This is a genomic window from Lysinibacillus sp. Y5S-8 (assembly GCF_036894365.1).
Classification (GTDB): domain Bacteria; phylum Bacillota; class Bacilli; order Bacillales_A; family Planococcaceae; genus Lysinibacillus; species Lysinibacillus fusiformis_D.
Genome location: NZ_CP145889.1, coordinates 167,308 through 180,461, shown reverse-complemented (window position 1 = coordinate 180,461; position 13,154 = coordinate 167,308). Strand labels below are relative to the sequence as shown.

The 13,154-nt window shown below is 38.8% G+C and carries 12 protein-coding genes; 5 read left to right on the top strand and 7 right to left on the bottom strand.

The genetic code is table 11. From position 1 onward, the window contains the following. Positions 1–140: 140 nt before the first annotated feature. From V6670_RS00910 to V6670_RS00895, 4 genes are all read right to left on the bottom strand, one after another. Complete coding sequence (locus tag V6670_RS00910; protein ID WP_036125788.1) at positions 141–617, bottom strand: glutathione peroxidase; 477 nt, start codon at positions 615–617, stop codon at positions 141–143. A 14-nt stretch (positions 618–631) separates the two neighbouring features. Next, entirely contained in the window at positions 632–1,966 is a 1,335-nt protein-coding gene (locus V6670_RS00905) for an FAD-dependent oxidoreductase (RefSeq protein ID WP_338652246.1), read from the bottom strand. A gap of 13 nt (positions 1,967–1,979) precedes the next feature. Beyond that, the gene (locus V6670_RS00900; protein WP_338652245.1) at positions 1,980–3,125 is read right to left on the bottom strand and encodes a VanZ family protein; all 1,146 of its coding nucleotides are present in this window, start codon (positions 3,123–3,125) and stop codon (positions 1,980–1,982) included. A gap of 225 nt (positions 3,126–3,350) precedes the next feature. After that, positions 3,351–3,638 (bottom strand): DUF6509 family protein, encoded by a 288-nt coding sequence (locus V6670_RS00895; RefSeq protein WP_058843749.1) that lies wholly within the window; start codon positions 3,636–3,638, stop codon positions 3,351–3,353. Positions 3,639–3,795: 157 nt separating this feature from the next. On the opposite strand from V6670_RS00895, the gene V6670_RS00890 reads away from it, so the two are divergent. After that, entirely contained in the window at positions 3,796–4,974 is a 1,179-nt protein-coding gene (locus tag V6670_RS00890) for a DHHA1 domain-containing protein (RefSeq protein WP_338652244.1), read from the top strand. A gap of 46 nt (positions 4,975–5,020) precedes the next feature. Here the strand turns inward: V6670_RS00890 and V6670_RS00885 are convergent, their stop codons facing one another. Continuing rightward, complete coding sequence (locus tag V6670_RS00885; RefSeq protein ID WP_338652243.1) at positions 5,021–7,072, bottom strand: methyl-accepting chemotaxis protein; 2,052 nt, start codon at positions 7,070–7,072, stop codon at positions 5,021–5,023. 273 nt (positions 7,073–7,345) lie between these two features. Between V6670_RS00885 and V6670_RS00880 the strand changes: the two genes are divergently transcribed. From V6670_RS00880 to tatC, 4 genes are read left to right on the top strand one after another with little or no spacing between them, the layout of a single operon-like run. Beyond that, positions 7,346–8,092, top strand: a complete 747-nt coding sequence (locus V6670_RS00880) for a gluconate 2-dehydrogenase subunit 3 family protein (RefSeq protein ID WP_338652242.1) — start codon at positions 7,346–7,348, stop codon at positions 8,090–8,092. Positions 8,093–8,105: 13 nt separating this feature from the next. Next, complete coding sequence (locus V6670_RS00875) at positions 8,106–9,818, top strand: GMC family oxidoreductase (protein ID WP_036125775.1); 1,713 nt, start codon at positions 8,106–8,108, stop codon at positions 9,816–9,818. A gap of 29 nt (positions 9,819–9,847) precedes the next feature. Continuing rightward, positions 9,848–10,051: a twin-arginine translocase TatA/TatE family subunit gene (gene tatA, locus V6670_RS00870; protein ID WP_036125774.1), complete on the top strand. Its 204-nt coding sequence runs from the start codon at positions 9,848–9,850 to the stop codon at positions 10,049–10,051. Positions 10,052–10,062: 11 nt separating this feature from the next. Next, positions 10,063–10,908, top strand: coding sequence for a twin-arginine translocase subunit TatC (gene tatC / locus V6670_RS00865; RefSeq protein ID WP_141905257.1), 846 nt, complete (start codon positions 10,063–10,065; stop codon positions 10,906–10,908). A gap of 15 nt (positions 10,909–10,923) precedes the next feature. Here the strand turns inward: tatC and V6670_RS00860 are convergent, their stop codons facing one another. Both V6670_RS00860 and V6670_RS00855 read right to left on the bottom strand, forming a co-directional pair. After that, positions 10,924–11,739, bottom strand: coding sequence for a metallophosphoesterase (locus tag V6670_RS00860; RefSeq protein ID WP_141905256.1), 816 nt, complete (start codon positions 11,737–11,739; stop codon positions 10,924–10,926). Positions 11,740–12,053: 314 nt separating this feature from the next. Continuing rightward, the gene (locus V6670_RS00855; protein ID WP_338652241.1) at positions 12,054–13,109 is read right to left on the bottom strand and encodes a helix-turn-helix transcriptional regulator; all 1,056 of its coding nucleotides are present in this window, start codon (positions 13,107–13,109) and stop codon (positions 12,054–12,056) included. Between the last annotated feature and the right edge of the window lie 45 nt (positions 13,110–13,154).

Below are 13,154 nucleotides of genomic sequence, written 5' to 3'. Positions count from 1 at the left end.
GCAACCTTAAATCAATCGCTAGTTATCGATTAATTCATACGTTTTATCGAAGCCATTCCCTTTTGTATTCCCCAACTTTTAAAATTGATTGACATAAAAAAAGATTCATACACAAATAACTGTGCATGAACCATTTTAATCTATTGTCCTAAAACCTTTTGAATATCGTCCTCAAAGCTACTTGGCTTATCTGCTGAGGCGTAGCGCCCTACAACCTCACCATTGCGATTTACAAGGAATTTTGTAAAATTCCACTTCACGCTACTGCCTAAAAATCCTTTGGAGTGAGAAGTTAGATAATCGAAAATAGGATGTGCTTCTTTTCCATTTACCTTAACTATCTCATGCATCGGGAAAGTCACTCCATATGTCAGACGACACTGTGATGCAGCTTCTTCAGCAGTCGCTAGCTCTTGTTTAAATTGATTTGAAGGGAAACCAAGTACCACAAGACCTTCCTCCTGATATTTTTCATAAAGACCTTCTAATTCTTCAAATTGCGGTGTAAAGCCACATTTGGAAGCTGTATTGACAATTAGCAAAGGCTTTCCCTTATAACGTTCGAGGCTATAGACAGTACCATCTTCTAAAGTTACGTTAATATCATAAATGCTCATCTCTCTACCTCCTATTATAAACGTCCATTCATTCGTGCCACCTGCTGTAATGGGTCCCAAACACCATTGAACGGTGGTGCATAGGCTAAATCTAAATCTAGCAAATCAGGCAATGTCATTTTACTATACAATGCCGTAGCAAATACATCGATACGCTTATCAACTCCTGCTGGACCTACAATTTGTGCGCCTAATAGCAGCTGGTCCCGTTTGCGAACAACCACCTTAATATACATACGTTGTGCACCTGGATAATAGCCAGCAATATGACGTGCAGATAGTTTAAATGCCTCATAGTCAAAGCCAAGCTCTTTCGCCTTACGCTCATTGATGCCTGTCGTAGCAATGGTTAAATTGAAAAACTTTAAGATAGAAGTTCCCACGATTCCTTTAAACGGTGCAAACTTGCCTGACATATTAAGGCCTGCTAAACGACCTTGCTTATTAGCAGTCGTTCCTAAAGGTACGTAATCTAAACGCTCCTTCACAATATTAAAATGGGTTGCACAATCTCCTGCTGCATAAACATTTTCAATAGAAGTCTCTAAATGGCGATTCACAATAATTGCTCCATTTTTTGCAAGTGCTATTCCAGTATTCTTTAAAAACTGCGTATTTGGTTGAATGCCTGAAGCGACAATCACTAAATCTGTTTCTAAAACACTGTTATCTGTGACGACACGCTCGACCCGTTTACTCCCTTCAAATGCTTCCACACTTGTATTTAATAAGAGTTCCACATCGTTCTTTTTTGCTTCCTCATGAACATGTTGGGCAAGCTCTTCATCTAAAATTCGTGCTACATGGCTTCCTCGTTGAACTAGCCTTACTTTTTTCCCGCAGGCGTGTAGCGTTTCAGCCATTTCTAATCCAATATAGCCACCACCTATGATGGTTACCTGTTCAATATCTGGCGTTAAATCAGCCAGTAAATCCTCCAACTGAGGAATCGTTTTTACCGTGTGGATACCTTCTAATTCAATCCCCTCTTGCACAGGTACTACTGGACTAGCTCCCGTAGCAATAAGAAGCTTATCATAGGGAATCTCAAATGCTTCACCACTCGCCTGTGTCCCCGTAATAAATTTCTTCTCTATATCTACATTTTCTACCTCGTAGCCAACTCTTGCATCAATGCCATACTTATCTCGAAAGGTCTCGACATCTCGTGCAATTAAACGTTTGGTTGATGAAATACGTCCATCTACAACATAAGGCAATCCACATTGCCCATATGAATAAATAAAACCACGTTCTAAAGTAGTTATTTCTGCCTCTGGCACATTACGATAGATTTCCATTGCTGCAGACATACCTGCAGCATCTCCCCCAATGATGACGTATTTCATTCTACAAGCCCCCTTATTTTTTCCTTGTTGCCATTAAATCTGCATATTGATCGATATACAAACGTCGTTTTCCTCCACTTACGATAACACGTATTATATGGATGGCTATAATCATTGTAAGTGCAAAACCTGCTGTTGTGGCTAGTAGAGAAATGACAATTTGCAGAACATAAAATGGTGAACCCATATTTAATTGAATACGACCAAACGTTGAAATGACTTCAAATAGACTAGCCGTAGTGACAATAGCAATACAGCGACGCCACGATTGCTTTACTATACTTTTGCCATTCTTATTGACCATTGTAAAACGCATAATCTTCATACCTAGCGTTGCACCATTCATCATACTTGGAATCAAGCCAAAGAGGATCATGTACAAGACCATGTTCACCAAGAACTCGAATGTACCACTATACCCTGTCAGACCCCCAATCATAACCCAAATCATTTGCGCGATACATAAATCAATGACGAGTGCCAGCAAAATAGAAATGGGCTTAACAATATCCATTTTTTCCATTTCAGCACCTTTTGCCTCAACCTCTTCATGCGAAGGGAATAGTGCCCATATGATTGGTGCTAAAAAGAATCCGAGTAACGCGCCTACACTGTTCAGTAATAAATCATCCACATCAAAGATGCGGTAGGCACAATTAAAGATGCCATAAATACCTGTTCTTTGTGTGACCTCATAAAACAATGTTAGCAAAAAGCTAATTAAAAATGCACGTTTCCAGTACCTTCTTTCTTTAAGAAAATATCGCAAGTAAACGCCAAACGGCATCAGTAGCAAGAAATTAAAGAATGCTTGAAAAAATGCCTGCTGTTTCGTCATAGCAAGCCATGTAGAGGGATTTGTTACTACAACCCCGCTGTCCTTTAAAATATCCTCAACAAATTGAAAAAGTCGCAAATTAGTATGAACAGTGTCTTCGGATTGGAGTGAGCATGTATCTCTTGTAGATGGAAATGGCAGTAATACTAAACATAGTGCGGATAAAAAATAAAAAATAAATGAGAACATAATAATCGTTTTGGACATAGATAAATATCCATATTTACGATACGTATAAATAAGCCATGGAATAAAAAGTACAAATGATAAAATAATCGTTATAAAAAACGCTATTAAAATGGAATCTGTGTAAGTTGACATATAAGCACCTCTCTCTTTAAAATGCCCGTTTTTATGAACACTAAAACTAAGTTTAGTTCTCCAACACAACATATTTATTTCAGTAAGCTTACATAATCCTTAATTCAATCAAATATGGCTGATACGTACGAGGAGTAGTTAATCTAAAGAAATCATGTCCTGTGGCAGCTACTACAGCAAAATAAAAAACAGGTAAAGAATATACTCTCTACCTGCTCCTATTTATTATAATTTAGCAATTTCTTCTTTACAGAATGTCAGAATTTCCTCTAGTTCATCATCCTCTAAAGCAAAATCTAAGTATTCACCTTCAGCCTTTTCCAGAATGAAGTAATTTAAAATAAATGGCGATTCGCCCTTTTCACCGATGAGAACACGAATTTCAATGCCAGCTTCGTGATATAATTCGTCCTCTTCATCAATTTCTACATCCAAAATAAATTCATAGCGCTTACCCTCAATAATATTTGTAGGGTCTAAAATTTCTTCCATTGTGAATTGTGTAATTTCCATTGTTCTAGCTCCTTTTTCTTTAGCTGTTCCTTTTTATATTAAATCAATTTCAGCATGGGTCAACTAGAAAAGCCATATACACTTGTAAGTAATTATGCCAGAATAAAATGGAATTGTTTTAGAATTAAGAATCCCTACATAAAAAGGAGGCTTTTTCATGAAAAAGCTATTATATTATCAAGACGTTATGTTACACGAGTTTAATGCTACTCTTGTAAGCAAAGGAATGGATGAAGCTGGTCGTCATTATGTTGTCCTATCCAATACCGCATTCTATCCAACTGGTGGCGGACAGCCTCACGATACAGGCACTTTGGATAATGTAGATGTCATAGATGTTGAAAAAGTGGATGATGAAATTCGTCACTATATTCAAGGTGATCCATCAACTTTAGACGGTGTAGTACGTGGCAAAATCAATTGGTCAAGACGATTCGATCATATGCAGCAGCATGCTGGACAGCATATTTTAACAGCGGCATTTATAGAGCTTTTTGATGCACAGACTGTAAGCTTTCACCTAGGTAGTGAGCAGGTCACAATTGATATTGCTGTAGATACGCTGACTGAACAGCAGCTTGCAGCGGCGGAAGCAAGAGCCAATGACATCATCTTAGAAAATCGTCCAATTCAAACAACATGGATTACAGAAAATGAGCTTGTTAACTATAATCTTCGGAAAGAAGTTGCTGTAACCGGGGACATTCGACTGGTCATTATCCCTGATTTTGATTATAACGGCTGTGGTGGCACTCATCCAACATCCACAGGGCAGGTCAGTGCTATTAAAGTACTAAGCACTGAAAAAATGAAAGGCAATGTGCGCGTTTCTTTTGTCTGTGGACAACGTGTTTTAGCCGAGCTTGCCATGCGGAAAAAAGTATTAGCAGATGTTGCTCGACAATTAAGTGTTCCAGAGATTGAGGCTGCTACAGCACTTACAAAAGTTCTTTCTGTCCAAAAAATGACAGAGAAAGCACTTGCTACTGCGAAAGAGGAGTTACTAACATACGAAGCAAAGGCACTAGTGGCTAATAGTGAAGGTGTAGTAACGGCTGCTTTTAATCAACGAACAATGCAGGAGCTACAAAAAATCGCTCGTCTGATTATCTCTGAACAGTCAGATGCTATGACCTTACTAGTTTCTGAAAATGAAGGCAAACTACAATTTGTTGCAGCAAAAGGTAAAAATGTTACCAAAAGCATGAAAGATATTGCCGCGAAGGCATTACCTCTTATTAATGGTAAAGGCGGCGGAAGTGACCAAATGGTCCAAGGCGGTGGCGATTGTATGATTTCCAAAGAAGAACTACTGCTAGCTATGGAAAAAGCTTAATTCTACTATGAAAAAGGAGCCGTCATTATGAGACAGCTCCTCCTTTTTAATACTTAAATTTTTGAATGGCTCCATATAAACGTTTCGCCATTTCTGATAGTTTTTCAGTTTGACCGTTCATGGTTTCTACTGTATTCAACTGTTCTGTTGTTGCATCTGTTACCTCATGCACATAATCACTTGCTGCATGTGCTGTTGCTGCCATTTCTTCCATAGATGCTGAAACTTCCTCTGTATTTGCAGACATTTGTTCAGCTGAAGCGTTCATTTCTTCAATTTGACCTGCTATCTCACCCACCGCTCGAACCATTTCCTCAAAACGTTCACCAACTGCCTCAATAGAAGCTAATCCGCGTTCAACATGAACTTCGCCCGATTCTGCCGCCTTTACTACCTCTAATGTGTAGGATTGAACGCTTTCAATTAATACATTAATTTTGGTAGCTGACTCTGCTGTCTGCTCCGAAAGCTTGCGAACTTCATCCGCTACAACAGCAAATCCTTTACCTGCCTCTCCTGCACGAGCTGCTTCGATGGAGGCATTCAATGCTAATAAATTTGTTTGATCGGAAATATCTGTAATCATTTTAGAAATTAAACTAATTTCCTCTGACTCTCTTTCTAGCTTGTGAATAATTGTCAGCTCAGCTGTCGTCCCCTCCTGAATCTCATTCATACGGCGAATAGATTGCTGGACAGCTTCATTGCTCTCACTAATTTTCTGGGAAATAAAATCTGTATTGCAGGCAATAGCTGAGGCTACTTCGGCAACATTTTGTATACCCATAGCCATTTGTTCCATTGCAGTGGCACTTTCTTCTGCCATCACGGTTTGACTCTGTGCCCCCCTGTCTACTTCACAGATTGCACTAGCTATTTGCTGAGAATGCTTTGTCACAGCAGTGACATCTCCCATTAAATCACACGAGGCTTCATTCACAGCAGTTGCTTCCTGACTCACTTTCGCTACCATTTCTCGCATATTATCAGTCATGCGATCTAATGCACGCGCCATTGTCCCCATCTCATCAATACGCTTTAAATACTTCTCTGGGATCTCCTGTGTAAAGTCACCTTCTGATAAGCCTTCACTAATACGAAGCACATGACGAAGTGGTCTACTGACCGAACGTGAAATAGCAAATGAGATGAATAGCCCTAGTATCGAAACAATGATGGTCGTGACAATAAAGTTCGTCTTAAGCTTAGAAAGCCCTGAGAACATCTCATTTTCTAATGCAATAACCCCCATTTTCCAACCATTATCAAGGGTATGGTAGCCCATTAAGTTTGTACCAGCATCCTCTGTTTCGAACGAAAAATAGCCACTTTCATTGGCAATCATTTCTTTTGCAGCTAATGCCCTGCCCGTCATAACACCTGTTTCTTCCGCTTCTTCGATTGGATTATTTTGCTCCTTCACATAGGAATGATTATTATGTCCAATAATCGTTCCTTTAGCATCCAGCATAAATGCATAGCCACTGTCTCCAACCTTAATGTCCTCAACAATATTAGATAAATAATAACCATCAATACGAGCCAATAATAGTGCTGTTTCACCTGTAGCTGTAGTAATTGGTGAAACGATTAAAATAACTGGCTCTCCGGTTACACGGCTAATCGTTATTTCAGACATTACAGACTTGCCAGTAAAACCTTCTTTTACATAATCACGATCGCCTAATTCAGCAGTTGTATCATCTAAATAATGGGCTACCCCATCAGCTTTTATAATGCCAAAACCTAAGTAGTTCTTATTATTAGCAAGGCGTTTTGACAAATATTGTTTTGGTTTTTCAAAATCCATACTACGAACTGCCTCTTGCTCTGCGATTGCTTCTACCTCTACCAGTGTTAGTTGGAAGTGTTCTTCTATGTATTGTGAAACATCCTCTGCTCTAGATACTAAATTGGATTCCACTTGCTCATTCATTGCATTCGTACTATTGATCCAAGTTGATAGTCCAAGTGTGCCGCAAGTCACAAAAACAAGAGCAATAATTGCAATAATTAATTTACCACCAATACCTTTTATCCACATATCCTTTTTCTCACTTCTTCCGTTTTTAGCTATATTATTCGAATATTTATGCATAACTTCAGAGTAAAGTCACAAAAAGTAGAAGTCAACAAAAGTTTTCCAATATGATTAATAAATGTATAATAATACCATTTTCACTATCTATATAGTGCTAACAATTTTCTACAAATTTTTTAATTCATAGATATAGTTTGCTATAGAAAGACAGAATACTCGCTACATTGGATGAAATTAAAACATTTTCCAATAAAAATTGATTATAATTCACAATTTTTGCTGATTATTAACAATAGGATCGGTTTAAAACATTTTGAGGGGAGGATTCCTATGAGTTCAGACAAAAACAATGTTTCTCGTCGAGACTTTTTGAAAACAACAGGTATTGCTGCTGGTACATTAGTCGGTGGTGGATTAATAGGAGGGCTAGTAGGCTACAACATCCAAGGTAAAGGGACTTCCACTCTGGAGCATGGTGGGCATGAAACGAATGAGGCTACTGGTTCACCTAAGGCTAAGATGTTTTTTAGAAATGAAAAAGATTTTAGTATCTTATCAAAGGCTACAGAGCGTATCTTCCCAGAAGATGATTTAGGGCCCGGCGCTATAGGCTTAGATGTTCCCTATTTTATCGATCATCAACTGGCAGGAAATTATGGGAGTAACTCTAAAGAATATATGCAAGCTCCATTTGACGTAGGTGCCCCTACACAAGGCTATCAAAGTCGTTTAACACGAGCAGAAATTTTCAGGCAGGGCATTCAAAAATTAGAGGACGAAGCTCAAAAGCGTTATCAAAAGAGCTTTAATGATTTAGAAGGTAAACAGATGGATGAAATTTTAACAGCCTTTCAAAAGGGTGACATAGAAATGGTTGGGGTGACATCCGCATTCTTCTTTACGCTGCTACGTGCGGCTACATTAGAGGGTGCCTATTCTGACCCTATGTATGGCGGAAATCGTAATATGGATGGCTGGCGCATGAAAGGCTTCCCTGGCCACCAAATGGCTTATATTGCACAAATAGAAGATGCGAAATTCCAAAAAATTGAGCCTAATCCATTAGGCAATCATTAAGGGGGGTTAGAAAATGGCTAAAACATTACCTAGTGTAGACGTTGTAACAGTTGGCGTAGGTTGGACAGGCGGTATCGTTGCTGCTGAATGTGCCAAAGCCGGCTTAAAGGTGGTCGGTTTAGAGCGTGGTCAAAAGCGTGGTACCGAAGATTATTTAAATGTTCACGATGAATACCGTTATGCCATTCGATATGATTTGATGCAAAATCTATCTAAAGAAACGGTAAGCTTTCGAAATGACCGCAATATGAAGGCATTACCAATGCGACAGCTTGGCTCCTTCCTACTTGGAGAGGGTCTTGGAGGATCAGGGACGCACTGGAATGGTATGACTTATCGATTTTTACCCTATGATTTTCAAATAAAAACATTAACAGATAAACGTTATGGACCAAACAAGCTTGGACCAGATTATCTAATACAGGATTGGGGTTTAACATACGATCAACTAGAGCCCTATTTCGATAAATTTGAAAAAACAGCAGGTATTTCAGGTGATGATAAAAATCCATTTAGCGGCAAGCGTTCAAATCCCTATCCTACACCACCTATGAAAAAAACACCTATGCTTACGCAGTTTGAAAAAGCGGCACAAAGCTTAAAGCTAACACCTTATATGGTGCCATCTGCCAACGTATCCGAGGTTTATAAAAATCCTGATGGTGAAACGATCAATGCTTGTCAATATTGTGGTTTCTGTGAACGGTTTGGCTGTGAATATGGCGCAAAATCCTCTGCAGAAATTACAGTCGTCCCTACCGCTTTAAAGACAGGAAACTTTGATTTACGCTTCAATTCCAATGTTGTCGAAATTTTAAAGCAGGGCAATAAGGCTACTGGTGTAAGATATATCGATACTGTGTCGGGAGAAGAATTTATTCAGCCTGCTAATGCGGTTGTATTGACTAGCTATGTCTTTAATAATGCCAAGTTATTAATGGTCTCAGACATCGGTGAACGATATGATCCTACTACTGGTAAAGGCACACTTGGCAGAAACTATTGCTATCAAATCTTACCTGGTGCTGCGGGGTTCTTCGATGAACAATACAATACATTTATGGGCGCAGGTTCATTAGGCATGTGTATAGACGACTTCAATGGGGATAATTTTGACCATAGTGATTTAGATTTTATTCACGGAGGAAACATTGCTCTTACACAGACAGGTACTCGACCAATCGGTTCCAATCCAACACCACCAGATACGCCTACTTGGGGACCTGAATTTAAAAAGCAGTCTATTTATTACTATACACGCTCATTCGGTATTGGTGCGCAAGGAGCATCTATGCCACATAAGCAAAACTATTTATCACTGGACCCTACCTATAAAGATGCTTATGGCTTGCCATTAATACAATTAACATACAATTTTACTGAGCAGGATCGTGCACTTCATAAATATATTTCCGCAAGAGCAGCTGACATTATGAAAGAGATGGGTGCAAAAACAATTGTTCCTAACGCTGAAATTACCGACTACAATATCGTACCTTACCAAACAACGCATAACACAGGTGGAACAGTCATGAGTTCAACGCCAGAGCAAGGTGTCGTGAATAATTACCTACAGCATTGGGATGTTGATAATTTGTTCGCGGTAAGTGCGGGCAACTTTGCACACAATAGCGGCTACAATCCAACAGGTACATTAGGAGCACTTGCTTATCGTTGTGCAGAGGGAGTTATTAAATATAGTCAATCAGGCGGTTCTTTAGTGTAAAAAACTTAAATTTAAAGGAGGTAAAGCTTATGGGAGGTCTTGGAGCAATTGGAGTACCTGGATTAATCATTATTTTGGTCATTGTGTTAATTGTATTTGGTCCCAAGAAATTGCCAGAAATCGGCGGAGCAGTTGGCAAAACGTTTGCAGAATTTAAAAAGTCTACTAAAGGGCTTATGGATGATGAGGACGATTCCGAGAAAAAGGTCGAAAAAAAATCTGATGCTTCGTAGGAGGGGTTCCTATGGATCCATATGAAGACGGAAAAAGAAAATATTTAAGCCCTCTTGATAAACCACAAGCTGAGCTTCCATCACCCGTGGAGGCTTTAGCTGAAATACCTGTAGTAGCAATTGAAGAAGATCATGTAGCAGATGAACCTCTGATACCTGTTACCTCATTATTGGAACATCTTTCTGAGCTGCGTAAGCAAATTATAAAAGGGCTAACAATTTTCATTTTATTTTTTATTGTAGTCTTTTCGACTATAAATATTTGGTTTCCATTCATAACTCGAGGTCATTCTCTCGTTATTTTAGGGCCGCTTGAGGTTGTTAAATTTTATATGACTATTTCTACTACTTTAGCATTTGGTCTTGCAATGCCTTTTCTCGTTCATTTTCTGTGGAGCTTTGTAAAGCCTGGCTTAAAGGAAGAGGAAAGTCGATTTTTAGGTCTCTATGCACCGATTATGCTAGTTCTTTTTTTAATAGGAATAGCTTTTGGCTACTTTGTTGTCAATCCACTTAGCTATACCTTCTTAGTAAGTATCGGAGCTACCAATTTCGATGTTATGGTATCAGCTAGTGAATATATGCATTTTTTAATCATGACCACCGTACCGCTCGGTTTATTATTCGAGTTACCCATTGTTGCTCTCTTTTTATCAGCCATTGGTGTACTAACTGCTGAATCCATGAAAAAAATACGAGGCTGGTCTTATATCGCAATGGGCGTAGGCTCTGCTGTTATCACGCCACCCGATTTTATCAGTCAGCTACTCGTATTAATACCTATGATTATTTTGTATGAAATTAGTATCTATCTTGTGAGACGTACAGAACGTAAACAAATTGAAAGCACTGCGTAAAGTTTAACGCAGTGCTTATTTTTTCTTTAATTCCATCACAATAATTTCCGGAAGATTAAAAATGCGATATGGTACTGAGCTATTACCTAGCCCACGACTAACCACCATTTCAGTCGACCCTGCTTCGTAGACACCAGCTGTATATTTTGGAAACAGCCCCTGTCCTGGCGCAACAAGTCCACCAAGTCCAGGAATACGAACTTGCCCACCATGCGCATGTCCCGAAAATACTAAGTCCATGTGATACTTTACATACGTATTAAACACCTCAGGTCGATGTGCCAGTAACAGCTTAAACATATCGTTTGGTAAATAAGCTGTTGCTATGTCTAGCATGTCTTCCGTGGATCTACCCATTAACGGATCCTCAATTCCAACAATCGCCAAGCGCTCCCCGTTGCGCTCTAGTACGGTCGATTCATTGGCCAGTATATGTACCCCTAACGATGACAGCGCCTCATAAATTTCATCAACCTTATTCGTCGCTACTTCATGGTTGCCCAGTACATAATAAACATCCGCTATTTCAACTAGTCCTTTCACTGCCTGTAGACTTTGCTTTAAATCGTAGCGATTGCTATCTATCACATCACCTGTGATAAAGATATAGTCAGGATTTGTATCCTTAACCTTTGCAATCAGCTTTTGCTGATTGTCACCAAAGAGGGCATCATGTAAATCCGATACCTGTACAATGCGTAGCCCTTCAAAGCTGGCAGGCACTTTTTCTGATTCGAACACATGCTTACTTACGACTAGCCAGTGATTGTTTACGTACAAAAAAATGACTATAAACACAACAAAGAATACACTATATAATAATTTTTTCAATCGCAATCGCTCACTTTGCGGCTACTTTGTTCAGAGAAAACTCTGACTTCCTTATTATAAGCAAAAAACAGAGTGATTGTAAGCATATGCACTATAAATACATAAAATGCACAAAATCCATCTAAATCAGACTCGTCACAATAGGTATTTACGCACATCTCAACTAATGTTATTTAACTTTCACATGATATACTGCTGCTATAATTACATGTTTTTACCTTCGCTTCACTACTTAGTTCAATTCAATCAGATTGAAACGTGTCATCTTATCAAAACAACAAAAATCTGCAAAAGGTGCAGATTTTTATTGTTTCCTATTCATTTATTTGAAAGCGAGAGAATATCTTCCAGACTAATTCATTACGGTCTCCCACACCTACTTTTTGAAAGATTAGCTTTAAATGATCTTGTACAGTGTAGCTAGAAATGCCAAGATTATGTGCAATCACCTTTGTTGGTATGCCCCTCATCATTTCCACTACTACCTCTTTTTCTCTAGGTGTGAGTTGATAAGCAGTTAGTAAAAAAGCCAACATCTCTTTAGGAGACGCCTCATTTAATAAAATGGCTATTTGCTGCTGAAAATCGGTTGTCATAAGAAAAGAAGCTTGGATTGTAATATATCCTTTGTCATAGATAGGCACTAGTAAGGAAATAGGTGTATTGCCTTTTTCAGCCTGTAACTTAGCGCAGGATGCCTGTATGGGCTTGGGTAATTGCCCATCCGACAAGCCTTCATTACTTCTTAAAAGTGTTAGTATTTGAGAAGCCTTCGTACTCATAGATAAAATATGATAATCCTTATCTAAAATAACGATGCCACTCTCTCCTGCTTCTGTTGACAGCCGCTCTTCAATAATCGAATGGTAAAACGCCTTTAATGCCTCTCCCATCACTGGCATGAGTATTTTTACTTGTTCTAGCTCATCATCTTGAAAGAAGGGCTGTGCATTTTTCATCTTTTTAAAAAGAGTTAAAAAGCCATAGCATTGCCCCCCATACATTAATGCAGCTCGAATTTCATCACGAAAGCCGTTGGGCACTAATATCTCCCTATAACGCAAGCTCTGACTACTTGCATCACTTAATCGCCCTATACATTGGCCACTTTCCACTAGCTTTCTATAGTTATTCACATCTTCAAATGCATATTCTAAAGTCATTATTTGTTGATGAACATCCTCGATTGATTGCTCTGTTACAGCACCGATCGAAAAAAGGGTTTGCGTATCTGTCACTGAACAGCAATATGCATCAAAATCAATGAATTTCCGTAATTCTTCTACCATCATTTGTCGATATTGAAATGAATTTTGACTATTTTTTATACATCTCTCTGATATCCTTTGCCAATCATGACGATTTCTCATAAAACTCCTCCCCCCAGAATTATGGGATAGCACATTCTCCATAAG

Coding starts and splice junctions, on each gene's coding strand:
- tatA (WP_036125774.1), top strand. CDS start 9,848: ATGGGAGGTCTTGGAGCAATTGGAGTACCTGGATTAATCATTATTTTG.
- V6670_RS00890 (WP_338652244.1), top strand. CDS start 3,796: ATGAAAAAGCTATTATATTATCAAGACGTTATGTTACACGAGTTTAAT.
- V6670_RS00875 (WP_036125775.1), top strand. CDS start 8,106: ATGGCTAAAACATTACCTAGTGTAGACGTTGTAACAGTTGGCGTAGGT.
- V6670_RS00855 (WP_338652241.1), bottom strand. CDS start 13,109: ATGAGAAATCGTCATGATTGGCAAAGGATATCAGAGAGATGTATAAAA.
- V6670_RS00880 (WP_338652242.1), top strand. CDS start 7,346: ATGAGTTCAGACAAAAACAATGTTTCTCGTCGAGACTTTTTGAAAACA.
- V6670_RS00895 (WP_058843749.1), bottom strand. CDS start 3,638: ATGGAAATTACACAATTCACAATGGAAGAAATTTTAGACCCTACAAAT.
- tatC (WP_141905257.1), top strand. CDS start 10,063: ATGGATCCATATGAAGACGGAAAAAGAAAATATTTAAGCCCTCTTGAT.
- V6670_RS00905 (WP_338652246.1), bottom strand. CDS start 1,966: ATGAAATACGTCATCATTGGGGGAGATGCTGCAGGTATGTCTGCAGCA.
- V6670_RS00910 (WP_036125788.1), bottom strand. CDS start 617: ATGAGCATTTATGATATTAACGTAACTTTAGAAGATGGTACTGTCTAT.
- V6670_RS00900 (WP_338652245.1), bottom strand. CDS start 3,125: ATGTCAACTTACACAGATTCCATTTTAATAGCGTTTTTTATAACGATT.
- V6670_RS00885 (WP_338652243.1), bottom strand. CDS start 7,072: ATGCATAAATATTCGAATAATATAGCTAAAAACGGAAGAAGTGAGAAA.